Source organism: Rhizobium sp. GCM10022189, from assembly GCF_042656325.1.
Taxonomy (GTDB): domain Bacteria; phylum Pseudomonadota; class Alphaproteobacteria; order Rhizobiales; family Rhizobiaceae; genus Rhizobium.
Window position 1 is genome coordinate 430,475 of sequence record NZ_JBHSOR010000002.1, and the last position, 25,300, is coordinate 455,774.

A 25,300-nucleotide genomic window follows, 5' to 3' on the forward strand; every position below is an offset into this window, starting at 1 on the left:
TCAATGCCAGCGCATTGTGGGGAAATGGTGACGTTATCGCATTTCGTCCGGTGCGGCAGTGCCCGTAATGGCAAGTCCCGACTTCAAAACCGACGCGACGGCGTACACCAGCCCAAGTCTGGCAATACTCGATTCTCGGTTCTTATCGTTAACAAATCGTAATTCGGTCTGATCTTTACCTTTGTTCCAGTGGGCGTGGAAGGCGCTGGCAAGATCATAGAGGTAAAAAGCGATGCGATGCGGCTCCTGGGACTGGGCCGCGCTTTCGACGACACGCGGGAATTCCGCGGCCTTGGCAATGAGCTGCAATTCGGCCGAATCCGTAATGCCTGCAACGGATTGCGCCAAAAGCTCGGGCGTCGGGGCAAGATCGGGGAAGGCTTCCTTCGCCTGCCGGAAGACGGACATGCAGCGGGCATGCGCATACTGCACGTAAAAGACCGGATTATCTTTCGATTGCTCCGTTACTTTTGCGAAATCGAAGTCCAACGGCTCGGAATTCTTGCGGTAAAGCATCATGAAGCGGACCGAATCACGCCCGACCTCATCAACCACGTCGCGCAATGTGACAAAATCGCCCGAACGCTTCGACATCTTAACCGGCTCACCATTGCGGAAGAGCTTGACGAGCTGGCAGAGCAGCACGGTCAGCTTGGCCTTACCGTCGGAAACGCCGCGCGCAACAGCCTCCAGCCGCTTCACATAGCCGCCGTGATCGGCGCCGAGCACATAGATCATCTCGTCGAAGCCGCGGTCGAACTTGTTCTTGAAATAGGCGACATCGGCGGCGAAATAGGTATAGGAGCCGTCCGACTTGATGAGCGGACGATCGATGTCGTCCCCGACCTCGGTCGAGCGGAAAAGCGTCTGCTCGCGGTCTTCCCAGTCCTCGGGCAACTGGCCTTTCGGCGGCGGCAGCGTGCCCTTGTAGACATAGCCCTTGAAGGTCAGATCGTTGATGGCGGTGCGGATGGCGGCCGCGCCATTGGCATGCAGCGTACGCTCCGAGAAGAAGATGTCGTGATGGACGTTGAGGGCGGCAAGATCCTCGCGGATCATCGCCATCATCATCTCGATCGCCCGATCCTTGACGATCGGCATCCACTGCTCTTCCGGCATGTTGTGCAGGCGCACGCCATATTCGCCGGCAAGCGATTCCCCGACCGGGACCAGATAGTCGCCGGGATAGAGGCCGGACGGGATTTCGCCGATCTTTTCGCCGAGCGCTTCGCGGTAACGCAGGAAGACGGAGCGGGCGAGCACGTCGATCTGCGAACCGGCGTCGTTGATGTAATATTCCTTGACGACATCATAGCCGGCAAAGGCAAGCAGGTTCGCCAGCGCATCGCCGACGACGGCGCCACGGCAATGGCCGACATGCATGGGGCCGGTCGGATTGGCCGAGACATATTCGACATTGACCTTCCTGCCCTGCCCCAGGCCCGAGCGGCCGTAAGCGGTGCCCGACTGGATCATCGAGGCAAGCAGGCGCTGCCAGTAACCGACGGAGAGCCGGATGTTGATGAAACCGGGGCCGGCGACCGAGACTTCGGCGACATCGGCGTCTTCCTGCAGCTTGGCGATGATGATTTCGGCAAGCGCACGCGGATTGGTGCCGAGCGGCTTGGCAAGCACCATGGCGGCGTTGGTCGCGACATCGCCGTGGCTCGCATCGCGCGGCGGCTCGACGGCAATGCGGCCGAAATCGAGCTCGGATCGCTTTTCCTTGACCAGATCGAGCTGTTCAAGGGCGTTTTTAATCCTGGCTTCAAAATCGGTAAAAAGGTTCATCGCACTCTTCCATGCACAGGCTGTGCCAACAGGTTTGCCGGCGGCTGCCGGGCGCCCGCTGCCTATCGCAAATCCGGAGTGTGGTCAAACAATCGCCTGTGGGCACTGATGGCATAGGTATCCGTCATGCCGGCCAGATAATCGCCGACATGCCGCGCCTTGGGCGCATCCGAAAGGCCGGCGATATGGTCTACCCAGTAATGGCTCTGCATCTCCTTGGGATTGGCCATATAGGCGCCGAAGAGATCCTTGACGATCTGGGCGGCACCGGCGCGGATGCGCATGATATCGGCATTGCGGTAGATGCGCTTGAAGAGCATCGCCTTGATCTGCGTGTCGGTTTCGGCCATCTCATCCGAAAAGGTCGCAATCACGTGATCCGCCCTGCGGATATCGTCGGCGCTTTGCGGCTGCAGCGCCGCAAGGCGCTTCTGCGCCACACCGATCACATCCTCGACCATGCGCGTGATCTGGCGGCGCATGATCTCATGCGTGAAGCGACTCGGCTCCAGATGCGGGTAACGCTCCCTCACCTCGGCCATCAGTCCGGCGAGGAAGGGAATCTCCTCCAGCATCTCGAAATTCAGGTAGCCCGAGCGCAGGCCGTCGTCGATGTCATGGGTATTGTAGGCAATGTCATCGGCAATTGCCGCCACCTGGGCCTCCAGGCTCGCATAGCTCGCAAGCTCCAGATCGTGCAGCTCGCAATAGTCGAGAATCGGCTGCGGCACCGGTCCGCGCGTGCCCACACCATCGGCCGTCAGCAGCGGGCCGTTGTGCTTGACGAGGCCTTCCAGGCTTTCCCAGGTCAGGTTGATGCCGTCGAATTCGGCATAACGCCGCTCGAGCTTGGTGACGATGCGCAAGGATTGGGCATTGTGATCGAAGCCGCCATAGGGCAGCAGTTCCTCATGCAGCGCATCCTCGCCGGTATGGCCGAAGGGCGTGTGGCCGAAATCGTGGACGAGCGCCACACCCTCGGCGAGATCCTCATCGGCCTTCAGGGCGCGGGCGAGCGCGCGGGCGATCTGGGCCACCTCGATCGTATGTGTCAGGCGTGTGCGGTAATGGTCGCCGTCCTGGGCGATAAAAACCTGAGTCTTGTGTTTCAGCCGGCGAAAGGCCGTCGTATGGACGATGCGGTCACGGTCGCGCTGGAAATCGGAACGCGTCGGGCTGCCGCTTTCCGGATAGAGACGCCCGCGCGAGTTCCACGGATCTGCCGCATAGACCGCGCGTTCGCCATAACCGAAACCCAATGCATGCCTGTCGAAGCTCATTCTTCACCGTCACCAACGCGTTGCGGCCTTGCCCATTGACGCCGCTTTCCGCTCTTCATACCTATAGCTTACAGAAACGGCAAAGAGGCGCTTTGTCGACCGCTTCGCCAAATCCTGTCCTTTACGGAAGGATCATGATAAGTTTCTTTGATATCATGCGTTTGAACGTCAAACGTGCAAATCGGATTCTCTCCGGATCTTGACCCCGGCAGGAGGAAAAATGACTGAAGCGAATGTAACCCTTTCCGATGCCGCGGCAAAGCGTATTGCCGCCATCGTCGGCAGCGATCCCGGCAAGAGCGCCTTGCGCGTCTCCGTGGAAGGCGGCGGCTGTTCCGGCTTTTCCTACAAGTTCGATCTCGTGGACACTGCCGCCGAGGACGATGTCATCGTCGAGAAGAACGATGCCAAGGTGCTGATCGACAGCCTCTCGCTGGTCTATATGGCCGGCTCCGAGATCGATTTCGTCGATAACCTGCTCGGCCAGTCCTTCCAGATCAAGAATCCGAATGCGGTGGCAAGCTGCGGCTGCGGCACCAGCTTCGCAATCTGACGCGATACCTGCTTTCCACCGATAACCGGCCGAAGATTGCCTTCCGGCCGGTTTCCCGTCTTGTCCGCCGGCGCCGGAGCGCGATAGAAGAACATTCCGGACAGACACAGGACAGAGCCATGAAGATCGCGACCTGGAACATCAACGGCGTCAAGGCGCGCATCGATAATCTCACGCAATGGCTGAAAGATTCCAATCCTGACATCGTCTGCCTGCAGGAAATCAAGACGGTCGACGAAGGCTTTCCGCGTCTCGAAATCGAAGCACTCGGCTACCATGTGGAAACGCACGGGCAGAAAGGCTTCAACGGCGTCGCCATTCTTTCCAAGAGCTCGCCTTCCGAAGTCAATCGCGGCCTGCCGGGCGATCCGCTCGATGAGCAGGCGCGATTCCTCGAAGCCGTCTTCTCCCTCCCCGGCAACAAGGTGGCGCGCGTCTGCTGCCTTTACCTGCCGAACGGCAACCCGCCGGAAACGGAAAAATATCCCTACAAGCTCGCCTGGATGGAACGTCTGCGCAAATTCGCGACGGAACGCCTCGAATACGAGGAAATTCTTATCCTCGCCGGTGATTATAACGTCATTCCCGAGCCGCATGACTGCTTCGACCCGAAGGTCTGGGCAAGCGATGCGCTCTTCCTGCCGCAGACGCGCGCATCCTTCCGCCGCCTGGAAAACCTCGGCCTCGTCGATGCCGTGCGCTCGGCAACCGATGCGACGGCACTCTATTCCTTCTGGGATTATCAGGCCGGCGCATGGCCGAAGAACAACGGCATCCGCATCGACCATCTGATGCTATCGCCGGAGGCTGCCGACCACATGACCTCGGTGGCGATCGAAAAACATGTGCGCGCCTGGGAAAAGCCGTCCGACCACGTGCCGGTCGTGGCTTATTTCGATTTTGCCGCCTGAGCTTTAGAGATCAGTCGTCAGAACCGCTCGCAATCGTATGCGACAGGGAGACGGCCGTGCGCCGGTCCGCTTCGCTGGCGACGGAAAAGGCATCTTCCTGCAGCGATTGCATCCAGCCGCAATCCTTCGGCTTGCAGCGGTCGAGGGCGGCCGTCATCAGCGCCAGACCGCGGGCAGACTGGCCCTCATCGAAGAGGATGTTCCCGAAGACCGCCATGGCGCCGGGATGGCCACTCTTGCGGGCCTGATTGAGCCATTTCTTGGCCTGGTTGATGTTGGCGCTGCCGCCCTCGCCCGCGAGCATCATCTGCGCGAGCTGGAACTGCGCCTCGGGAACACCGAAGGTGGATGCGACCTGAAAATAGAGCTGCCGGGCCTGGTTGAGGTCGATCTTCACCGGGCTGCCGGCAATGCCGTGCTTGTAGTAGTTGGCCAGCGACAGCAGCGCGTTGATGAAGAAGCCGGTATCCTCCGAGCCAGGCTCCACGCCCTGCTGGGCAATCTCGCTGTAGATCTTGAAGGCTTCGAAATCGTCCTGCGCCACGCCGTCGCCATCGGCATACATGTTGGCGAGCGCCCAGCGCGAACCGGTGTGGCCCTTCTCGGCGGCGTATTTATAGGCCTCTACCGCCTCTTCCTTCTGACCGTTCTTGTAAGCCTTGAAACCGAACTTGAAGAGATCGAAGGGTCCCGATTCCTTCGTCACGCCCGTCTTGATGTCGAATGCCAGGACCGGACAGGCCAGGGCCAGCGAAACGGCCATCGACATGCTGAGCAGCGTGAATTTGAACAGTCTGAACTCGGACGTTACCATCTTTACCGGTTTCTTTCGTTCATCACAGACGCCTGGCGGCGGCTTTTTTTGCCGCTCTGCCCGCGTGGATGCATTCCTTCCAGGCGAGCGATCCCGCGGCGGGCTCCAAGGCCCCTTTGCCCGCGTCGCTTCCAGCCCCATGCCCCTCTTTCAAAACCAGCACACCCTTGTGAACCATCCGGCTTCCGGCACGGCCCACCTGCGATGCCTGTGGCACTCTCCTCGCGATCCGAGTCCTCACCCGACCGCCTTTATCGTCTTCGTAAACAGCAAATGTGACCAAACCGGTATCGCTACCGTCCGTGGAGGACGAAGCCTCATGCCGGCGCAGTGAAAATGATTGAAACGAGTAAATCTGCAACACTACCGAAGGGGTGGATTTCCGGCCTGAAACGCCTTTGGCGAAAAGCGAAACGGCCGCTGCCGCTGGCCTTTCGCCGCTGCTCCCGCGATATCTGGCGTTGCCGGAAAAAATTCGACCCATGCTAATGCTTACGCACACCTTACGCTTGTCATCTCCTCGCCCGCCAATAGCGCTGCGCCCTCTTTGTGGCGGGAAATGGACAAATTCGCCCCGCCGCCACCATACGCGAACCGTCGTAAAAAAGTGTTGCTGAATCGTCACAAAACGAGACGAGAAGATGGGATGATTAAGAGAGGTCAACAAAGAAGAGCCCGGCGCTGCCGGACTCCTCAATTCTTCAAAGCAGGGAATTAAAACTTGACCTTTATGCTGGTCGACAGCGCGGCAACCAGATCGTTGCCGAAAGAATAGGAAACGTCGTCTCCGAACGTGACGCCGTTCTGGGTCACGGCCCCGGACGAGCCGCTCGTCAGCAGGCCGACCGCACCGGCAACGCGCCACTCGATATGTTCGGTCGGCGTGAAGGCCGCGCCCACGCCCAGCGTCCAGCTGTCGGTCTGCGCGCCGTAGCCGTGGCTGGTGCCGCGGTCCCAGGTCAGGCTGACGGCGCCGGCCCACTGATCGTTGAACTTGTGGCCGACACCGCCGGTGATCGTCCAGCCGTCGCGATAGAGAAGGTCGAGCGAGGTCAGTTCCGTCGCCCCGCCGGAGGTGCAGGCGGCCAAGCCCTTTGTCGACGTCGGGCAGAAAGGCACCGATTGCAGGACGCTCCAGTTCGTCCACTTGACCGAACCGAAGGCGAGCCAATCCGGAGCAATGCCGCTCTGCAGTTTCAGTTCCAGAGAATCCGGCGCTTCGGCCGAACCGAAGACAGGCGTGACGCTGCCGTAGGGCGCGGCATTCAATGGCGGAACGGGTGCAGTGACCTGCGTCAGGTCCACCGTGCCGGTCAGGTTGTCGTATTTTACGCGGCTGTTATAGACGAGGCTCATGCGCATCGCATATTCCGGGATCTCGTAAGCGACACCGGCGCGCCAGCCCCAGCCACTGTCCTCGAGATCGAGGCGGCCGATGCCGGTGCCCGTACCGAAGAGAAGCGGAACCGTGGAAACCAGCCGCTCCTTGAAGCCCTCCACTTCCTGGTAGAAGGCGCCGCCAATGATGCGAAGCTGTCCGGGGCCGACATCGAAACGATAGGAGCAGGTGCCGCCGTAGTTGCGGGTCTTGATTTCCGTCTCGATATTGTTGTTGGCGCCCGCCCAGTTCAGGCCCGGATTGGAATGCCCGCCGAAGGGCTCGGAATAGTCGACAAGGCAGTCGATCGTATCGGCAAAACCGGCCTTAAAGCCAATATAAGGAATAGTGTAGTTCGCTGTTTCATCGGCAGTATCCGGGCGGTTGTTCAGATTGCCACCGCCCGGGGATGCCGACGTATCCGTGTCGCGAACGTCCGTCAGCTTGCGTTGCGGCGAGACATAGGTAACGCCCGACTGGAACGAGAAGGGCGAGGTATCGAACAGCTGATCGATATTGTAGCCGCCGCGCTCCAGACCACCCGCAAAGGAGGGTGAGGCGACTGCCGAAAGGATGATGAGCGATGTTACGCCCCTGGAAAACATACGCACTGCCATTGTGTCTCCCCCACTCAAGCAATTGAAGTAGGCACACTGTGCTAGGGAGCTTAACAAATCGCAACGAGACGCCCGGCAGCGTCGCGAAGTTGCATCATGACTAATTTACGTAAGGAATTGACGGGCACGTCAAAAAATCAGATAGATAAAATTCTATTCTTCTATCTGTTGATTTTTAGGGGTCTGTTAGATTCCCATTCCACTAAGGGTGGCAGCTGTATCAAACTGACAACAGTGTCAGTTTTCGCGCACGCCATCCCCCAAACGGGTGATATCCACAGGCGGAAACGGCAAAATGGCCCGTTTTCCGTCGAATCGTCATACTTTTTAACGCAAAAGGCGCGCTCCAACGGAACGCGCCTCCAGAAACGTTATACTCGTCAGCCGCGATTATCCCGCTTCGCTAACTCGCGCCAGAGCAGTCCTCAGGCTTGCGATCTGGCTCGTCAGTTCCGCATGGCGCTCACGCTCGGCCTCCACCACTTCCGGATTGGCGTTGGCGACAAACTTCTCGTTCGACAGCTTGCCGTCGATGCGCGCGACTTCGCCTTCGGCCTTGGCAATCGCCTTTTCGAGACGGCTCCTTTCGGCGGCAAGATCGATCAGGTTGCCGAGCGGCAGGCAGGCGGTCGCCTCTGCCACGACGATCTGGGCGGCCCCCTTGGGTGCGGATTCGACAAGCGAAATGGCCTCGACACGTGCCAGCCGCTTGATGGCCGCGTCGTGGCGGAACAGGCGCTCGCGCGTCAGGCTGTTGGCACCGACGACCACGAGCGGCGCAGTGGCCGACGGCGGAACGTTCATTTCCGAGCGGACGGAGCGGATGCCGGAAACGAGGTCGATCAGCCAGTTGATCTCATCGGCCGCCGCATTGTCGGCATAGGACGGCGACGGCCACTCGGCGTGGCAGAGCAGCCCGTCGCGTTCGGCGCCATCGCCTGCCGTGTGCGCCCACAGCTCTTCGGTCATGAAGGGCATGAAGGGATGCAGCAGCTTGTAGATCTCTTCCAGAACATAGGCGCTGCAGGCCTGGGCTTCGGCCTTGGCGCCTTCATCCTCGCCGCTGAAGACCGGCTTCAGGAGTTCGAGATACCAGTCGCAGAACTGGTTCCAGACGAAACGGTAGAGCGCGCCGGCAGCATCGTTGAAACGGTAGGCTTCGAGCGCTTCCGTTACGTCACGTTCCGCACGGGCAAGCTCCGTCAGGATCCAGCGGTTGATGGTCAGTTCAGCGGCTTCCGGCACAAAATGCGGATCGCTCTTTGCGCCGTTCATTTCGGCAAAGCGCGTGGCGTTCCAGAGCTTGGTGCCGAAATTGCGGTAGCCGGCGATGCGGGCCGGGTCGAGCTTCACGTCGCGGCCCTGCGCGGCCATGATCGCCAGGGTGAATCGCAGCGCATCCGCACCGTATTCGTCGATCAGTTCCAGCGGATCGATGACGTTGCCCTTGGACTTCGACATCTTCTGACCGTTCTTGTCGCGCACCAGGGCATGAACATAGACGGTGTGGAACGGCTCGACTGGATTGTCGTCCTCATCCTTCATGAAGTGCAGCGACATCATCATCATGCGGGCGACCCAGAAGAAGATGATATCGAAGCCGGTGACGAGAACGCTGGTCGGATAGTAGCGCTCGAGCTCCGGCGTCTTGTCCGGCCAGCCGAGCGTCGAGAACGGCCACAGCGCCGAAGAGAACCAGGTGTCGAGCACATCCTCGTCGCGTGTCAGGATCTCGCCTGGCTGGAAGTTTTCCAGCTTGTCCTGAACGAAGGCCTTCATCGGCCCTTCATGCGAAAGATAGTGCTGGACAGCCGCCTGCAGAGCCTCTTCTTCGGTCTTCTCGACGAAGACCTGCCCGTCCGGGCCGTACCAGGCCGGGATCTGATGGCCCCACCAGAGCTGGCGCGAGACACACCAGGGCTGGATGTTTTCCATCCACTCGTAGTAGGTCTTTTCCCAGTTCTTCGGGACGAAATTGGTGCGGCCTTCGCGAACGGAGGCGATCGCCGGCTCGGCCAGCGTCTTGGCATCGACATACCATTGCTCGGTCAGGCGCGGCTCGATCGGCACACCGCCGCGATCGCCATGCGGAACCATGTGCTTGTGCGGCTCGATCTTGTCGAGCAGGCCGGCTTCCTCGAAGATTTCGACGATGACCTTGCGGGCGTGAAAACGATCCTGCCCTTCGAGGCGATCCCAGGCGCCGTGGAGCGCTGCCGGATGATCGAGGCCTTCGAGGAAATCCTCGTTGTCCTTGATGGTGATCGTGCCGTCGATATTCATAATGTTGATGGCGCGCAGACCTGCCCGCTTGCCGACTTCGAAGTCATTGAAATCATGCGCCGGCGTGATCTTGACCGCGCCGGTACCGGCCGTCGGATCGGCATAGTTGTCGGCAACGATCGGAATGCGGCGGCCGACGATCGGCAGGATGACATGCTTGCCGACGATCGACTTGTAACGCTCGTCCTGCGGATTGACGGCAATGCCGGTATCGCCAAGCATGGTTTCCGGGCGGGTGGTGGCGACGACCAGATAGTCGCGGGTTTCCCATTCGGTCGGCTTGCCTTCCTCGTCGAAAGCGATCGGATACTGATAGGTGACACCCGGCTCCAGCGGATAACGCAGGTGCCAGAGATTGCCCTTGATCTCGTGCTGTTCGACTTCGAGGTCGGAGATTGCCGTCAACAGCTTCGGATCCCAGTTGACGAGGCGCTTGTCCTTGTAGATCAGGCCTTCCTTGTAGAGCGTGACGAAAACTTCGAGCACGGCCTTGGACAGGCCCTCGTCCATGGTGAAGCGCTCGCGCGACCAGTCGCAGGACGCGCCGAGACGCTTCAGCTGGTTGAAGATCAGGCCGCCCGATTCCCCCTTCCACTCCCAGACCTTTTCGATGAAGGCATCGCGGCCCATGTCGCGGCGGCCGGGAAGCTGCTGTTCCATCAGCTTGCGCTCGACAACCATCTGCGTGGCGATGCCGGCATGATCCATGCCCGGCTGCCACAGCACATCCTTGCCGCGCATGCGCTCGAACCGTACCATGATGTCCTGCAGCGTATTGTTGAGCGCGTGGCCCATGTGCAGCGAACCGGTGACATTCGGCGGCGGGATGACGATGGTGAAGCTTTCCGCACCCGGCTTGGCGTTGGCGCCGGCGCGGAAGGCATCCGCCTCATCCCATTTCGCGGCGATTTTCGGTTCGACGGCGGCGGAATCGTAGGTCTTTTCGAGCATTTTCTGACCAATTCGAGGTTCGAGGATGGGCGTTTTGTAAATAGGATGGCTACGGCCAAGTCAATAAAAAAGCCGCCCCGGAGACCGGAGCGGCTCTTGTGTAAAAAAGCGGTTCCGATCAGCGGCGCGGGCCGCGCGCCACACGTTCGATTTCTTCCCGCACGAGACGTTCGACGAGCGTCGGCAGGTTGTCGTCGAGCCATTCGCGCAGCATCGGCCGAAGCATGTCTTCGGCGATTTCGTCGAGCGAGCGACGCTCGGCAGCGCCGTCGATTGCGGCGGCAAGCTCTTCGAAGGAGCGGGCAACCTGCAGGCCGGTGTTCTGCGACAGAAGAGACGGCTGAATGTCTTCCGCAGCGCGCGCGGGCGCGGCCTCGGCAGGCTGGTGGGCGGCGGCAGAAACAGACGCCGCCTCTACGATCGCAGGCTGCTGAACCTCGGGCAGGCGCTGCTCGGCAAAGACCGGCGCGGGCTCCGGCGCATATTGGGCAACAGGGGCAATCGGGGCAACGCGGGGCGCCTGGGCCGGTTCGACCGGGCGCGACGCGGCCGCTGCACGCGGCTCGAATTGCGGCTCCGGTTCGCGGAACTGCTGTGGCATATCACGGGGCGTTTGCACCGCGCTGCGCTCGGAAGCGGCACGGACGCGGGCTGCAACGTCGGCAAGCGACATGGCGCGCGCCGGCATTTCCGGCTCGGGTGCCGTGCCGGCGGAATTGGCAGCGACGAAACGCGGATCAGGGCGCAGCGCCGGCGGCTCCGGGAACTCGACACCGGCATAGGTATCGTCAACCGTCAGATGAATTTCGGAGTCGTTTTCTTCCTCCGCACCGTAGACGGGAGGAAGCGAGGCGGAAATCGCCTTTCCGGCGCCTGGCTCATTGCTCTCGATGATCTGGCGAATGGAGGCCAGAATCTCTTCCATGGACGGTTCACGCGCTACACCTGGCTGAGCCATATCTATCCCCGTTATCCCTTAAACAACGACCGGACGGCGTGGAGCATGCATCCGAATCACCGTGACCTTAGAATACCCCATGAGGGAAAAAAATCAGCGCGAATCAAACAAATGCAGCCATGCACAGTTTTGTTACCCAAGTGTAAGCGAAGTCTGTGAAGGCTATTCGGACAGCCGGAACGAAAACGGGCGCCCGTGGCGCCCGCTCGAAAAAAACGGCAGCGGAAACGGCCTAGAATACGAATTCGCGAGCCTTGGCAAAACCGGGCAGCGGCTTGACCGAAGCGTTGAAGAAGACGTTTTCGGAAACAGCGCCGCGCTCGCTGACAAAGACCTTCGCGCGGGCAGCGTTGCCGTAGCCCTGCACGGCGACAAGACGGCCGCCTTCCTGCAGCTGGCCGAGAAGTGCGGCAGGAACCTCCTCCACCGAACCGTTGATGAAGATCAGGTCATAGGGAGCGCCGGCGGCATTGCCCTTTTCAAGCGGGCCGGTCGCCACCTGCACATTCGCATAACCGGCAAGATTTGCCTTGGCCTGAGCAGCAAGGGTCTCGTCCGATTCGAGCGCGACCACGGAGCCCGCGATCAGCGACAGCAGTGCGGACGTATAGCCCGTGCCGGCGCCGACTTCGAGAACGGCATCGTCCTTGGAGATGGCGGCAAGCTGCAGCAGCTTGGCGAGCGGCGACGGCTCCATCAGGAAACGGCCCGGATTGCCGGCGGCGGCCGGAGCAATTTCAATGTCGTAATCGACATAGGCAAGCGCCTTTGCCTTTTCCGGCACGAATGCCTCGCGCGGCACGTCCAGGAAGGCCGTCAGCACGGAATGCGAGGTAACGTCCGTGGTACGGATCTGGTTATCGACCATCTTTACGCGTGCTGCTTCGAAATCCATCATATCCTCTCGCCGATGAAAGCGGTTCTTGTCCTCCGTCTCTTAATCTCCGGCACGGATGCTTTCAAGGCTTGCCGGCAGGCGGTTTGCAGAATCCCGCCCGCCCTTCCCCGCATGCAACAGGTGAAGACCGGAAGCTGCAACTCCTGCGTGGAACAAATGAGCGTTTGGTGATATGATCGCAGGCGGAGGAAATGAGGAGGAGCAGGCGATGTCTGCCATTCTGGAATATTTGACGCTGTTCGACTTTTTCATCCTCGCAGCGCTCGTCGGCATATTCTGCTGCGGGCTGCTGGACGGCGAAAAGACCTGAACAAGATCGCCCCTCGGGCGAAAGTCTCCGGGCGCCGGCACGGTGTCCGACAACGGCTCGACGCCCCCTCGCGGATCAATAAGGCACGGCGGTCCGCGCCATTAACTCTATGTCAACCATATTGTTGCGCCGGCTGCGACTTTCGATAGGTTGGCCGCATGCAAACATTCGCCATTCAATCGCCGGATATCGAAGCGCTCCACTACAATGCGCAGGCGCGGCTGCTGCTCGTGAAATTCAAAAGCGGCGCCATCTGCAGCTTCACGCGCATTCCGGCGCAGGCGCTGCAGCGCCTGCTCGGCCCTGACGTGCGGATAGAGAACGAAACGGCAGAAGACGATGCCGACTATCTGGCGGGCCTGCGCAGCGGCGGATTGCGGGCGCTCTATGCCCTGACCGGTATCAAGCCGGCGCAGTTCGATTTCGCCGCGGTTCCCGGCATCTGGTGATGCGGAACTGCGGGCCGATTTACGTGTCGGTGGAAATATTTGGAGGCCTCGCCCGGAATTGAACCGGGGTACAAGGATTTGCAGTCCTCTGCGTCACCACTCCGCCACGAGGCCTCACAGGCTGTCATGTTAGCCGTGGCGAGCGTTTAGAATGATCGTAAGGAAATCGCAAGAGGGCTTTCCAAAAACATTTCCTGCAATTTCAAACTCCGGCCACATCGCACGCCTCCTATAGAGGCGGGACCGATCCAACCCGGAAAGGTGCTGCCACTGCAGCGGGCGCGGCTGATGTCAAAAGGCTCATTCTGCCGAAAGTTCGCGCTTGCCTGAACAACAATTAGGCTAATAGCTGCTCAGACAGGCCATCAGATCATGCCGACCGCGCAATTGGTAGATGTCAGTGTGTTTATCCCGTCGCCTATACTCACTCAATAGGTGTGTTCTGCAATCGAAGCAACGCTTTCACCGACTTTATATTAGTTATTTCGAAATATAAGACCCGATATCGGCAATGAATTCTTAACTTGACTTTCAGAATCCTCGTTCCATCCTAACCTCTGGGAGAGACAGGAGCAGACATGAATTGGGTGCCTTTGAATTCCAGACAGATTCGCGCTGTCTCCTACGATCCCGAGACCCAGGTTCTGCATGCCAAATTCGCCGGGCGCGGCACAGTCCGGCATGTCGGGGTGCCGCAGCATATTTACGACAATCTCGTCGAAACCAGCGATCCGGAATTCTACTACAAATATTATCTGGAGCCTTCGCGTATCCAGACCAGCTGGTGGCAGAAAGCCAATCTCGGCTCCCATGCGGTGAAGGTCCTGATATTGCTCATCGGCGCACTGGTGATCACGGCGACGGCGCTTGAGGAAAATGGCGAGTTGCCAATCCACCTGTCAGAGATCACCGGGGCCGGAACGGCGGCCGCAGGCTCCGGCGAAAATCCCGCCCTCTCCCAGCAGTGACGGGAGCCCGGCCCAGGCCGCAACGTGCCGGTCCCGCCTCAAGGCAATTTAACCGGCGCCCGCCGTGCCCGGCATTGCCGCCTGCAGCGTCTTTGACGATTTCAGACCGGTCGCTTTCGGCGATGCCACCAGACCGCGACACGGCGGCGCCACCTGCGGGCTACCGACAGGTCGTGAGACAGGACAAGGAAACCCAGCGGCAGCATCCAGAAGCCGAGAATGGGTAAAAAACCCAGGACGCCACCAAAAATAAGCAGCGTTCCGGTGGTCATGCGGGCGATGCGCGAACGCGGCATCGGCAGCCGCAGCGAGCCGAGAACCAGCTTGCCATCCCTGTGATCGATCCCGAAACGCGTCTCTCCGGCCTTTTTCGGCCCATTTTTCCTGCTAGTCATCCACAAGAGATGGGCGCAAGCGCCGCGAATACAAGCTGATTTCATTTTTTTGAAAAAACTGCTTGGCAAATCGGGAAAGCATTTGTATTACCCCGCTCACGCCGCGGCCAAGCGGTGATCCCTGGTAGCTCAGCGGTAGAGCATTCGACTGTTAATCGACAGGTCGCCGGTTCGAATCCGGCCCGGGGAGCCAGTTTCTCGCTAGAGCGCGCCAAAGGCGCGCTCTAGTCGTTTAAGGCCTCTTCTCAGCATAGTCGATCCCGGTTTGCCATCGTTTCGGCGCCCGATGTCCAGGCATGTCGCCGGGCCACGGCAAGATCGATGCGGGCTTGCCCCCTCCAGGCGCTGACGTCGCCAAGTCGGCGGCGATAATCCTTGAGGGTTACGGCACTTGAACTCGCCGGCGTTTTTGTCAAAATCCCGATCCCGATGCGCAGGACCCCGAAGGCAGCACGGACTGCTTCGGGAAACATTCATTGATATATCCAACAGGACTGCCGATTGGCGGCAGCGTGGTACCGGCAAGCGGCAGCCGGCACCGAACAATTCAAATTTTCAGCCCCATCTTCATGGCGAGGATGCGACATGGATTTCGAAGCATCGCAGGGGGACAGGAAATATCGCACCAGCGAGCGGGTGGGCGGGCTTGTCGAATGCTCGTCGCTGCAGGTCGAACTCAGGCGTTTCGATCCGGGCTGGCAGGTCGACCTTACGCTCGAATGCACGGAAATAGCCGTCCTGCTCTCGGGCCAGTCGAAGATCAGGTGGACAGGCGACGGCCACAGGCGGGAAGCGATTGCCCGTCCCGGCGTCGCATGGGTATGTCCGGCCGGCGTGCATGAGAGCGATGTGGAAATCGTCGGCACCATGCCCGAATCCCTGCACATCTTCCTGCCGCCCTCGCTCGTTGCCGAGAACGCGCTTTCGAACTTCGACATCGACCCGGCCAGGGTGCAGCTCGCCTATGCGGGGGCCGTTCCCGATCCGGTTGTCCTGCAGCTTGGGGAACTTTTCCGGGGGGTGCTCAATCGAAAACTGGAGCCGACGGACCGGCTGTTCCTCGACGGGATCCAGCTGGCGCTCGCGGCACATTTGCTTGGCACCTATTCGTCCGCCCGTTGGCGCCCGCCCGTGCGCAAGCCGGCCATCGATCCCAAAAGGCTGCGGCGCGTGCTCGATTTCATCGAGGCTCGCATCGCCGCGGAGATAACGCTTGAAGATCTCGCCGCCGAGGCCTGCCTCAGCCCGTTTCACTTTTCCCGCCAGTTCCGCGCGGCCACCGGTTTTGCTCCGCATCGCTACGTTACCGAACGCCGGATCGAGGCGGCCAAGGAGAAGCTTCGCTTCGCGCAGTCCTCGCTCGTGGAGATCGCCATCGATACCGGCTTCGGCTCGCAGGCAAACTTCACCCGCGTCTTCCGCAAGAGGACCGGCCTGACGCCCGGCCAGTACCGCGCACTCTTCACTGCTTGGTGACATTCGCCGGACGTGGGCGTTCGCCCTCTCCCTTTGTGCCGTCCGAGCGCAAGATCTGCACATAGTGCAGCAAGAGATGGAAATACGAAAACGCGCCTTGCGGCCTACACCTGTCTCGTCGAACGGGGAGCATTCCTCGAACGAAGAGAGGAGACAGGGACATGATCACCATTGAAGACGCTCGCAGGATCATTGCTGCCGGCGAGGCGCGGGCGAAAGAAATCGGCGTTCCGGCCAATATCGCGGTCCTCGACGCCGGCGCCCATATGAAAGCCTTTGTCCGCATGGACGGCGCGCTGCTGGGCTCCATCGATATCGCCGTCAGCAAGGCCCGGACGGCGGCGCTGTTTTCCATGCGCACAGAAGCGATCGGTGAATTCTGCAAACCCGGCGGCACCTCGTTCGGCCTGGAGCAGACCAATGGCGGCCTCGTCGTCTTTGCCGGCGGCATTCCCCTCACCGACAGCAGCAACATCGTGATCGGGGCGGTCGGCGTATCCGGAGGGGCTGTCTCCCAGGACCGCGAGATCGCCGAGGCCGCCGCGGCGGCGGCCACCACCGTTTGAACGCGTTTTTTTCAACCGCAGGCACATCGAAGGGACATTGTCATGAGCAAGACCATCCTCATCACCGGCGCAGGCTCCGGCTTCGGCAAAGCCGCCGGCATCGGCATGGCCAGGAACGGCCACAGCATCATCGCCACCACGCAGGTTTCGTCCCAGGTCACGCCCTTGCGTGAAGAGGCGGCCGCCCTTGGCCTGAAGAATTTTCGTGTCGAGCGCCTCGATCTCACCGACCCCTACGACATCAAACAGGCGCAGGGTTGGGATTTCGACGTGCTCTGGAACAATGCCGGCATGGGCGAAGCCGGTCCGGTCTGGGAAATCCCGGTCGAGCTCGTGCGCAAGAACTATGAAGTCAACGTCTTCCTGCCGCTCACGCTGACCCAGGGCGTCGTCCAGAAATGGGTCCGCGAAGGCAAGAAGGGCAAGGTGGTCTTCACCTCCTCCATGGGCGGCCTGTTCACGCCGGCCAACTGGGGCACTTACGTCTCCACCAAGCACGCACTCGAATCCATCGCCGAAGCCCTGCAGCAGGAACTCGGCCCCTACGGCATCAAGATCCAGACGATCAATCCCGGCGCCTATTACACCGGTTACAACGAGACGATGGCCGACAATCCGTTCCGCTGGCTGGACGACAGCAAGAACTTCACCAAGCGCGCCGACCTGCGCAGGGGCTTCGACGAATTCTTTGCCACACCGGAAGGCAAGATGGACCCGAAGGAAATGATCGACCGGATGATCGAGATCGTCCCTGCCGATAGCGGCCGGTTCCGCAACGTCGTTCCGAAGGTCATCGAAGACATGCTGAAGGACCATCAGCTCAAGGCCTGGGAAAACCAGATCTGACCGGCGACGAACCCGCAAACGGCACCCGCTCGGCGGGAGCCGCACCAGCACCCCACCCCTGGAGGAAGCCATGTCCATGACCGCAAGCGCGACCGTCCGCAGCCCAGCATCCCTCGCCCGCCGCATTTTCCACGCCGCCCTCGGCATTGCCGCCGCCATCCTGGCCCTCGGCGGGCTCGAAACCCGTGCCGCAGCGCAGGCGCTGACCGAAACCGAACGTCGCAACAAGGCCGCCGTCGAGGCCGGCTTCGAAGCCTGGGCGAACGGCACCGGCAGCCCCTACGACCTGCTTGCCGACGACGCCCGCTGGACGATCGAGGGCTATTCGCTGGCATCGAAGACCTATCCCAGCCGCGAGGCATTCCTGCGTGAGGTGATCCGCCCGTTCAATGCACGGATGAAGGCGCCGCTGAAGCCCACGATCCGCAACGTCTATGCCGACGGCGATACCGTGATCGTGTTTTTCGACGCCCGCGGCATTGCCCGCGACGGGAAGCCCTACGTCAATACCTATGCCTGGTTTCTCGACATGCGCGACGACCGCATCGTCCGCGCCTCGGCCTTCTTCGATTCGGTCGCGTTCAACGACTTCTGGACCCGCGTGACGCCGTCCGAATAGGCCGGCCCATTTGACTTCGCTCAAACGACCGGAACTGAAAGCACCGTAATCTCCGTCGGCAATCGACGGAGATTATCATGCCAACGGATACCATCATCATCGTAGCAGGCGTTGTCGCAGCATTTGCGTTTTTCGCAGCCGGCCTCGCCTACGCGAGCATCACGTCCAGCAAATAGAGAACATAAAGCCCATACGCTCAAAATACGGGGCTTGGCAGCAGGTCAGAAAAACGCCCCGCGGACGGGGCGCCTATTGATTCCATCACTCGGTCAGCGCCGCGGCGATTTCAGGCCGTCGGCTGCCTGGTCTTGCGCAGATACGGCAGAACCGTATCGAAGGAGCCGAAGCGGGCAATGGCGTCTTCGTTGGAGACGGCGGCGGTGATGATGACGTCGTCGCCCTGGTTCCAGTTGGCCGGCGTTGCAACCTGATGCTTGGCGGTCAGCTGGATGGAATCGATGGCGCGCAGGATCTCGTTGAAATTGCGGCCCGTCGTCATCGGGTAGGTGAGGATCAGCTTGATCTTCTTGTCCGGGCCGATGACGAAGACCGAGCGCACGGTGGCGTTATCGGCGGGCGTGCGGCCTTCGGAGCTTTCGCCGGCGCCGGCCGGCAGCATGTCGTAGAGCTTGGCGACCTTGAGATCCTTGTCGCCGATCAGCGGATATTCGACATCGAAGCCGGTTGCCGTCTTGATGTCGTTCTTCCATTTGCCGTGGCTTTCGACCGGATCGACGGAAATGCCGATGATCTTGACGCCACGCTTGGTGAACTCGCCTTCGAGACCGGCCATGGTGCCGAGCTCGGTCGTGCAGACCGGGGTGAAATTCTTCGGATGCGAGAAGAGGACGGCCCAGCCGCCACCGATCCAGTCGTGAAACTGAATGGGGCCTTGGGTCGTGTCCGCAGTGAAATCGGGAGCGATATCGTTGATACGTAGACTCATGGTCGGCCCTCCAGTTGCCAATCGTTTATTTCGAACACTTGCAGGCATGCCTGCATGCTGGTGACTATCTACAGACCTGTGCCAAGCGCGGTCAAACCAAAGCCTTCCCCGAAAAGGGCGGCGGCGAAATATTATTTCCCGCCGGCGACCTTGCGTGACAGCGAGCCGGAGACACGATGAGACATCATGCGCGCAAAAAGGCAACGGCGCGCGCGCAAATCGATGCTTTTCGCATGCCGCGTTATTGCCTACTCACTCTCCAATAACGACAAGAGGGACGCGGCGATGGCGACACCATTCTACTGGAACGAACTGAACACCTACGATTTTGCCGCGCTTTCCGCCGATACGACCATCGCCATCCTGCCGATCGCTTCGACCGAACAGCACGGCCCGCACCTGCCCATCGCAACCGATGTCGCAATCGCCAACGGCATGCTGGCGGAACTGCGCCGGCAGCGGCCCGGCGACCTCGACATCCTCGTCCTGCCGACCCAGGAAATCGGCAAGGCCAACGAGCATGTCTACGGTCCCGGCACGCTTTCCCTCGGCGCCGAACTGCTGATCCCTGTCTGGACGGCGATCGGCGCGAAAGTGGCGGAAGCCGGCCTGCGCAAGCTCGTCATCGTCAATTCGCATGGCGGCAACGTCGATATCATGAGCATCGTCGCCCGCGAGTTGCGCGTGCGCCACCAGATGGCCGTCGTTTCCACGCAATGGGGACGTTTCGGCAATCCCGACGGCATGATCAGCGAGCACGAGACGCGTTACGGCATTCATGGCGGCGAGGTGGAGACATCCCTGATGCTGCATTTCCGGCCGGACCTGGTGCGGATGGAGAAGGCCCAGAATTTTGCCTCGAAGGCCGAATGGATGCGTGAGCAATCCCGCTATATCCAGCCGCTGCCGCCGCATTCGCTGGCCTGGATCGCCCACGACCTCAATCCGAACGGTGTCGTCGGCGATGCCTCGAAGGGCACGGCCGAAAAGGGCGAAGCGATCTGCCGCCATCAGGTGAAGGGCTTTATCGAGTTGCTCCAAGACCTGAAGCGCTATCCGCTCGCCAACCTTTATTCACAGTAGTCAGGCGCCAACAGGCCGCTCCAGCGGAATATGCCCCTTGGCCTGCAGTTCCTGAACGAGGCCGGCGAGCTCGGCCAGCAGATATTCGACGAAAAGGCTGGTGGCGGAATCGAGCGGCGCACGGGCGCGGGCAAAGAGTTTCATCGGCTGATGGCGGCTGTGCGGCTCGGCAATCGGGCGGAACACCAGTTCGCCCTGCCGGCATTCGGTGATGACGTCGAGCGGGTTCAGCATGGAGAGCCCTGCCCCGCATTTGACGAGTTTCTTCAGCATTTCCGAAGCATTGCTTTCCAGAACCGGCTCGACGGAAACGTCGAGTCTCGCCATGGCAAGGTTGATGACCTCCCGCAGGCTGGTGCCCTGCTGGGCAAGCACCAGCCGTTCCTGCACGACATCGGCGAGATTGATCGGACCCGGCCCGATCAGGGGGTGGCCGGGCGGCAGGATGACGCCGATCGGGATATCGAAATTGCCGAGCGTGCGGATACCGGGTGTCGCGGGAATGTTGAAACCGAGGCCGATATCCACTTCCCCCGAAAGCACCGGGTTGACTGTCGTCGTGCCGGCATCGTTGCGCAGCTGGATGAAGACGCGCGGATGCTCCGACTGGAAGCGGGCGATGATTTCCGGCAACGGGCCGGAGGCAAGGCCGACGGTCGTGACCAGCCGCACCTTGCCGGCCTGCTGCATCTTCAGGCTTCGGATGCGCCCCTCGAGCCGCTCGTAGTTCTTCAGAACCTCGCGAATATGCTCGATGCAGAGTTCGCCGGCAGCCGTCAGGCGCAGCCCCCTCGGCAGGCGCTCGAAGAGCGGTGCGCCCATCTCCTCCTCCAGCGCCAGGATCTGGCGGTTGATGGCCGAAGACGCGACGTTGAGGCGCGCCGCGGCCTTGCGGATCGAACCCGTGCGGGCGATCTCGTTGATGTAGAGAAGCTTTCTGGAGTGCAGCATTCCGGCCTCGTTGCATTGTTTTTAAGCACGGCGCCCAATTTCGGCACAGACCGCGGATGGGATGCCAAAAAGGCATCGTTGCGCACGAATTTTGATGCTTTTCAAAGAGCGAAGCAACCGCTCAAATGAAGAAAATCGGGGGCCGAAAACGAGCTTCCGGGGCACCAGAAGGGGAACGCCGCCATGTCCAACAGATTGAAAACATCCGTCTTTTCTGCAGTCCTTGGGCTTGGCGGCATGCTTGCCGCCAGCGTACCCGGCTATGCACTCGACAAGGTCAGCTATGGCACCAACTGGCTGGCGCAGGCCGAGCATGGCGGCTTCTATCAGGCCGTGGCCGATGGGACCTATGCCAAATACGGCCTGGACGTTTCCATTGTGCAGGGCGGGCCGAACGCGGCCAACAGCGCGCTGCTGATCTCCGGCAAGATCGATTTCTACATGGGCGGGCCGCAGGGTGAACTCTCGGCCGTCGAGCAGGGCATTCCGCTCGTCGATGTCGCGGCGATCTTCCAGAAGGATCCGCAGATCCTGATCGCCCATCCCGATGCCGGCGTCGACACGTTTGCCGATCTTGCCAAGCTGAAGACGCTGTTTCTCAGCAAGGACGGCTACCTCACCTATTTCGAGTGGATGAAGGCGAATTTCCCGGGCTTCAAGGACGAGCAGTACAAGCCCTACAATTTCAATCCGGGTCCGTTCCTTGCCGACAAACAGTCCGCGCAGCAGGGCTACCTGACTTCGGAACCCTACGAGATCCAGAAGCAGACCGGCTGGGAGCCGAAGGTCTTCCTGCTCGCCGACAACGGCTACTCGCCCTATTCGACGATGATCACCACGACGCAGCAGATGATCGACAGCAAGCCTGATGTCGTCCAGCGCTTCGTCGATGCCTCGATCGAAGGCTGGTACAACTATCTCTACGGCGACAACAGCAAGGCCAACGAGCTGATCAAGAAGGACAATCCGGAAATGACGGATGGCCAGATCGCCTATTCGATCGCCAAGATGAAGGAATACGGCATCATCGAATCCGGCGAGGGCCTGGACAAGGGCATCGGCTGCATCACCGACGCGCATTACAAGAAGTTCTTCGACGAGATGGTGGCGATCAAGGTCGTCAAGGCCGACACCGATTACACCAAGGCCTTCACGACGAAATTCGTCTGCAAGAATGTCGGCGCGTCGCTGAAGAAGTAAGCCTCCCAAGGCGGGCCCGTCGCGCTTCAGCGGCGGGCCGCATCCCCTTCGATCAAAGAGCGAGAGAATGTCCCTAGCCGAAACCAAGGCGGCGCCTTCGAAGGAGACACGCAAGCGGCCGCTGGTCGTCATGCAGTCGGTCTCGAAGGTCTTTTCCAGCGGCACGATCGCGCTTTCGGGCATGTCGCTGACGGTCGAAAGCGGCGAGTTCATCAGCCTTCTCGGTCCCTCCGGCTGCGGAAAATCCACGGCCTTGCGCATCATCGCCGGTCTCGGCGATATCTCCGCGGGCAAGATCGACTGGCCGAGTTCGCGCATCAATTCGAAGGGCCTGCCGGAAGGCGATATCGGCTTCGTCTTCCAGGAACCGACACTGATGCCGTGGAAGACGGTTTTCGGCAATGTCTACCTGCCGCTGAAGCTGCGCGGCGTTTCCAAGGCGGACGCCAGGGAGCGGATCATGGAGGTGCTGGCAACGGTCGGCCTCGAGGATTTCGCCGATGCCTTCCCGCGCGAACTGTCGGGCGGCATGAAGATGCGCGTTTCGATCGCCCGTGCGCTGGTGACGAAGCCGAAGCTGCTGCTGATGGACGAACCGTTCGCGGCGCTTGACGAGATCACCCGTCAGAAGCTCAACGACGACGTGCTGCGGCTGTGGAAGGCGACGGGCATCACGGTGATTTTCGTGACGCATTCCGTCTTCGAATCCGCCTATCTCTCCAACCGCATTGTCGTCATGAAGGCGCGGCCGGGCCGCGTTCACGCCGATTTTCCGCTGACGACCAGCCTCGAGCGGGATTCGCATTACCGAACCTCGGAAGAATACCGGCAGGCCTGCGAGACGGCGTCGCGTTCGCTGATCGAGGCGATGGGCGGAGCGGAGGACCATTGATGAGCGTCGAGAGTATCGAAACGGCCGAGGTCTCGCCCCTGCCCCTTCCCAATCCGATCAATGCCGGCAGGCGCGATCTGGCGCTGCGCATCGCCGTGCCTTTTCTCGTCATCGGCGTGCTGATCGTCATCTGGGAAATCTATGTCGTGATGTCGGGCGTGCCGCCCTATATCCTGCCCGGCCCCGGCGCCGTCGCGGCCGCCTTCGTCAATGATTGGGGCACGCTTGCCCCTGCCCTCTGGGTGACGACCCAGATCACCTTCATATCGCTTGCGCTGGCGCTGATCGGCGGCGTCGGTTTTGCGATCTTCCTGGTGCAATCGCGCTGGATCGAAATCGCCTTCTATCCGCTCGCGGTCATCCTGCAGGTCACGCCGATCGTGGCGATCTCGCCGCTGATCCTGATCTATGCGCCGTCGACGCAGGTCGCGCTTCTGATCTGCGCCTTCCTCGTCGCCTTCTTTCCGATCCTGTCGAACATGGTGCAGGGCCTGAAGAGCGTCGATCACAACCTGATCAACCTCTTCGAACTCTATGGCGCCTCGCGCTGGCAGACGCTGATCTATCTGAAGATCCCCGCCGCCCAGCCCTATTTCATGACCGGGCTTCGCATCGGCGGCGGCCTGGCGCTGATTGCAGCCGTGGTTGCGGAATTCGCCGCGGGTTCGGCGGGTGCGGGTTCCGGCCTCGCCTTCCGCCTGCTGGAATCGCAATACCGCATGAATATCCCCCGCCTCTTTGCAGCGCTCTTCATGCTGTCGATGCTCGGCGTCGCGATCTTTGCCATCACCTCCTTCATTTCATGGCTCAGCCTGCATCGCTGGCATGAGAGCAGCCTGAAGCGGGAAAACTGATGACCTATTCCTTCATGTCTCCTCCCAATGCGGGCCGCTTCGTGCTGGCCAATGCGACGCTTCCGGCTGTTGCGACCGGCTACGCGGCCCCGGCAACGGAAGGGCTCGTCAAGGCCGATATCGTGATTGCGGATGGCCTCATCGCGGCAATCCTGCCGCCGGGCACGGCGCCGGCGGAATTTGCCAAGTCGGACATGAAGGAAGGCATGGTCTGGCCCTGCTTTGCCGACATCCATACGCATCTGGACAAGGGCCATATCTGGCCGCGCAAACCCAATCCGGACGGCACGTTCATGGGCGCGCTCGAAGCCGTCGGCAGGGACCGCGAGGCCAACTGGTCGGCCGCCGATGTGCGCAAGCGCATGGAATTCTCGCTGCGCTCGGCCTATGCGCACGGCACCGGCCTGATCCGCACGCATCTGGATTCGCTCGCTCCCCAGCACCGCATTTCCTTCGAGGTGTTTGCCGACATGCGCGACGAGTGGAAAGAGAAGATCGCCCTGCAGGCGGTCGCTCTGTTCCCGCTCGACAGTATGGCCGACGAAGCCTTCTTCGCCGATCTCGTCGCCGTCGTGAAGGACACGGGCGGCCTGCTCGGCGGTGTCACCAGGATGGGACCGGCACTCGACTGGCAGCTCGATACGCTTTTGCGAGCGGCAGCGGATAACGGCCTCGATATCGATCTGCATGTCGACGAGACGGACGATCCGGGTGCCGAGACATTGAAGGCGATCGCCGAGGCCGTCCTGCGCAACCAGTTCGAAGGCAAGGTGACGGCGGGCCATTGCTGCTCGCTGGCGCGGCAGGATGACGATGTTGCGCAGCGGACGGTGGAACTGGTTCAAAAGGCGGGGATCGCGGTCATCTCACTGCCGATGTGCAACATGTATCTGCAGGACCGCTATCCCGGCCGCACGCCGCGCTGGCGCGGCGTCACGCTGTTCAAGGAACTGGCGGCGGCCGGTGTCGAGACGGCCGTTTCCTCCGACAATACGCGCGACCCCTTTTATGCCTATGGCGATCTCGACCCTGTCGAAGTGTTTCGCGAGGCGGTGCGCATCCTGCATCTCGACCATCCGCTCGACACCGCGGCGCGCGTCGTCACGACGTCACCGGCCAGGATCGCCGGCAGGCCGCAGATGGGGCGCATTGCCGTCGGCAACCCCGCCGATCTCGTGCTCTTCAGCGCAAGGCGCTGGAGCGAATTCCTTTCCCGTCCGCAGTCTGACCGCGTCGTGCTTCGCCGCGGCAAGGTGATCGACCGCAGCCTGCCGGATTACCGTGAACTCGATAGCGTCGTTGGAGCCTGAC

General features: G+C 60.9%; 23 protein-coding genes and 2 tRNA genes. 14 read left to right on the top strand and 11 right to left on the bottom strand.

What is annotated here, in order from left to right:
- Nucleotides 1-33: 33 nt before the first annotated feature.
- Together argS and ACFPWW_RS02345 are read right to left on the bottom strand one after the other, a co-directional pair.
- Nucleotides 34-1,791: an arginine--tRNA ligase gene (gene argS / locus ACFPWW_RS02340; protein ID WP_112568223.1), complete on the bottom strand. Its 1,758-nt coding sequence runs from the start codon at nucleotides 1,789-1,791 to the stop codon at nucleotides 34-36.
- Between the two features lie 62 nt (nucleotides 1,792-1,853).
- Nucleotides 1,854-3,071, bottom strand: a complete 1,218-nt coding sequence (locus ACFPWW_RS02345) for a deoxyguanosinetriphosphate triphosphohydrolase (protein ID WP_112568225.1) — start codon at nucleotides 3,069-3,071, stop codon at nucleotides 1,854-1,856.
- Between the two features lie 220 nt (nucleotides 3,072-3,291).
- On the opposite strand from ACFPWW_RS02345, the gene erpA reads away from it, so the two are divergent.
- The gene (gene erpA / locus ACFPWW_RS02350; protein WP_377310152.1) at nucleotides 3,292-3,624 is read left to right on the top strand and encodes an iron-sulfur cluster insertion protein ErpA; all 333 of its coding nucleotides are present in this window, start codon (nucleotides 3,292-3,294) and stop codon (nucleotides 3,622-3,624) included.
- Between the two features lie 119 nt (nucleotides 3,625-3,743).
- Nucleotides 3,744-4,535, top strand: a complete 792-nt coding sequence (gene xth, locus ACFPWW_RS02355; protein ID WP_112568229.1) for an exodeoxyribonuclease III — start codon at nucleotides 3,744-3,746, stop codon at nucleotides 4,533-4,535.
- A gap of 10 nt (nucleotides 4,536-4,545) precedes the next feature.
- Here xth and exoR read toward each other — a convergent pair whose 3' ends face one another.
- The 5 genes from exoR to ACFPWW_RS02380 all read right to left on the bottom strand — a co-directional run bounded on the left by exoR (nucleotide 4,546) and on the right by ACFPWW_RS02380 (nucleotide 12,434).
- A complete protein-coding gene (gene exoR / locus ACFPWW_RS02360; protein ID WP_112568231.1) occupies nucleotides 4,546-5,349 on the bottom strand; it encodes an exopolysaccharide production regulator ExoR in 804 nt (267 codons plus the stop codon).
- 714 nt (nucleotides 5,350-6,063) lie between these two features.
- Entirely contained in the window at nucleotides 6,064-7,344 is a 1,281-nt protein-coding gene (locus tag ACFPWW_RS02365; protein ID WP_377310155.1) for an outer membrane protein transport protein, read from the bottom strand.
- Nucleotides 7,345-7,734: 390 nt separating this feature from the next.
- On the bottom strand, nucleotides 7,735-10,578 hold the full coding sequence (locus ACFPWW_RS02370; protein WP_377310157.1) for a valine--tRNA ligase: 2,844 nt from the start codon (nucleotides 10,576-10,578) through the stop codon (nucleotides 7,735-7,737).
- A gap of 118 nt (nucleotides 10,579-10,696) precedes the next feature.
- Complete coding sequence (locus ACFPWW_RS02375; RefSeq protein ID WP_112758191.1) at nucleotides 10,697-11,536, bottom strand: PopZ family protein; 840 nt, start codon at nucleotides 11,534-11,536, stop codon at nucleotides 10,697-10,699.
- Nucleotides 11,537-11,768: 232 nt separating this feature from the next.
- Nucleotides 11,769-12,434: a protein-L-isoaspartate O-methyltransferase family protein gene (locus ACFPWW_RS02380; RefSeq protein ID WP_377310158.1), complete on the bottom strand. Its 666-nt coding sequence runs from the start codon at nucleotides 12,432-12,434 to the stop codon at nucleotides 11,769-11,771.
- A gap of 468 nt (nucleotides 12,435-12,902) precedes the next feature.
- Between ACFPWW_RS02380 and ACFPWW_RS02385 the strand changes: the two genes are divergently transcribed.
- On the top strand, nucleotides 12,903-13,193 hold the full coding sequence (locus ACFPWW_RS02385; protein ID WP_112568239.1) for a hypothetical protein: 291 nt from the start codon (nucleotides 12,903-12,905) through the stop codon (nucleotides 13,191-13,193).
- Between the two features lie 40 nt (nucleotides 13,194-13,233).
- Here ACFPWW_RS02385 and ACFPWW_RS02390 read toward each other — a convergent pair.
- A tRNA-Cys gene (locus tag ACFPWW_RS02390) sits at nucleotides 13,234-13,307 on the bottom strand.
- A gap of 464 nt (nucleotides 13,308-13,771) precedes the next feature.
- On the opposite strand from ACFPWW_RS02390, the gene ACFPWW_RS02395 reads away from it, so the two are divergent.
- On the top strand, nucleotides 13,772-14,161 hold the full coding sequence (locus tag ACFPWW_RS02395; RefSeq protein ID WP_377310160.1) for a KTSC domain-containing protein: 390 nt from the start codon (nucleotides 13,772-13,774) through the stop codon (nucleotides 14,159-14,161).
- A gap of 101 nt (nucleotides 14,162-14,262) precedes the next feature.
- On the opposite strand, the gene ACFPWW_RS02400 is transcribed toward ACFPWW_RS02395, so the two are convergent.
- Nucleotides 14,263-14,556: a hypothetical protein gene (locus tag ACFPWW_RS02400; RefSeq protein WP_112704967.1), complete on the bottom strand. Its 294-nt coding sequence runs from the start codon at nucleotides 14,554-14,556 to the stop codon at nucleotides 14,263-14,265.
- A 118-nt stretch (nucleotides 14,557-14,674) separates the two neighbouring features.
- Between ACFPWW_RS02400 and ACFPWW_RS02405 the strand changes: the two genes are divergently transcribed.
- From ACFPWW_RS02405 to ACFPWW_RS02425, 5 genes are all read left to right on the top strand, one after another.
- Nucleotides 14,675-14,749 (top strand) — tRNA-Asn (locus ACFPWW_RS02405).
- A 392-nt stretch (nucleotides 14,750-15,141) separates the two neighbouring features.
- Complete coding sequence (locus tag ACFPWW_RS02410; protein ID WP_112758688.1) at nucleotides 15,142-16,032, top strand: helix-turn-helix domain-containing protein; 891 nt, start codon at nucleotides 15,142-15,144, stop codon at nucleotides 16,030-16,032.
- A gap of 161 nt (nucleotides 16,033-16,193) precedes the next feature.
- Complete coding sequence (locus ACFPWW_RS02415; protein WP_377310161.1) at nucleotides 16,194-16,598, top strand: GlcG/HbpS family heme-binding protein; 405 nt, start codon at nucleotides 16,194-16,196, stop codon at nucleotides 16,596-16,598.
- A 42-nt stretch (nucleotides 16,599-16,640) separates the two neighbouring features.
- A complete protein-coding gene (locus ACFPWW_RS02420; RefSeq protein WP_112568247.1) occupies nucleotides 16,641-17,444 on the top strand; it encodes an SDR family oxidoreductase in 804 nt (267 codons plus the stop codon).
- 70 nt (nucleotides 17,445-17,514) lie between these two features.
- Nucleotides 17,515-18,063, top strand: a complete 549-nt coding sequence (locus ACFPWW_RS02425) for a nuclear transport factor 2 family protein (protein WP_377310163.1) — start codon at nucleotides 17,515-17,517, stop codon at nucleotides 18,061-18,063.
- Nucleotides 18,064-18,349: 286 nt separating this feature from the next.
- On the opposite strand, the gene ACFPWW_RS02430 is transcribed toward ACFPWW_RS02425, so the two are convergent.
- On the bottom strand, nucleotides 18,350-19,009 hold the full coding sequence (locus tag ACFPWW_RS02430) for a peroxiredoxin (RefSeq protein WP_112572161.1): 660 nt from the start codon (nucleotides 19,007-19,009) through the stop codon (nucleotides 18,350-18,352).
- A 285-nt stretch (nucleotides 19,010-19,294) separates the two neighbouring features.
- Here ACFPWW_RS02430 and ACFPWW_RS02435 point away from each other — a divergent pair, with 285 nt between their 5' ends.
- A complete protein-coding gene (locus tag ACFPWW_RS02435) occupies nucleotides 19,295-20,092 on the top strand; it encodes a creatininase family protein (protein WP_112572315.1) in 798 nt (265 codons plus the stop codon).
- On the opposite strand, the gene ACFPWW_RS02440 is transcribed toward ACFPWW_RS02435, so the two are convergent.
- Nucleotides 20,093-21,043 (bottom strand): LysR substrate-binding domain-containing protein, encoded by a 951-nt coding sequence (locus tag ACFPWW_RS02440; protein WP_377310166.1) that lies wholly within the window; start codon nucleotides 21,041-21,043, stop codon nucleotides 20,093-20,095. It abuts the gene before it with no gap.
- 183 nt (nucleotides 21,044-21,226) lie between these two features.
- Between ACFPWW_RS02440 and ACFPWW_RS02445 the strand changes: the two genes are divergently transcribed.
- The 4 genes from ACFPWW_RS02445 (at nucleotide 21,227) to ACFPWW_RS02460 (ending at nucleotide 25,299) form a co-directional block, all read left to right on the top strand.
- Entirely contained in the window at nucleotides 21,227-22,243 is a 1,017-nt protein-coding gene (locus ACFPWW_RS02445) for an ABC transporter substrate-binding protein (RefSeq protein WP_112572165.1), read from the top strand.
- Between the two features lie 67 nt (nucleotides 22,244-22,310).
- Nucleotides 22,311-23,135, top strand: coding sequence for an ABC transporter ATP-binding protein (locus ACFPWW_RS02450; protein ID WP_112754291.1), 825 nt, complete (start codon nucleotides 22,311-22,313; stop codon nucleotides 23,133-23,135).
- Nucleotides 23,135-23,989: an ABC transporter permease gene (locus ACFPWW_RS02455; protein WP_112572169.1), complete on the top strand. Its 855-nt coding sequence runs from the start codon at nucleotides 23,135-23,137 to the stop codon at nucleotides 23,987-23,989. The genes ACFPWW_RS02450 and ACFPWW_RS02455 overlap by 1 nt, the downstream gene beginning before the upstream one ends.
- Nucleotides 23,989-25,299, top strand: a complete 1,311-nt coding sequence (locus tag ACFPWW_RS02460) for a cytosine deaminase (protein ID WP_377310168.1) — start codon at nucleotides 23,989-23,991, stop codon at nucleotides 25,297-25,299. Before ACFPWW_RS02455 ends, ACFPWW_RS02460 begins: the two co-directional genes overlap by 1 nt.
- Nucleotide 25,300 lies beyond the last annotated feature (1 nt).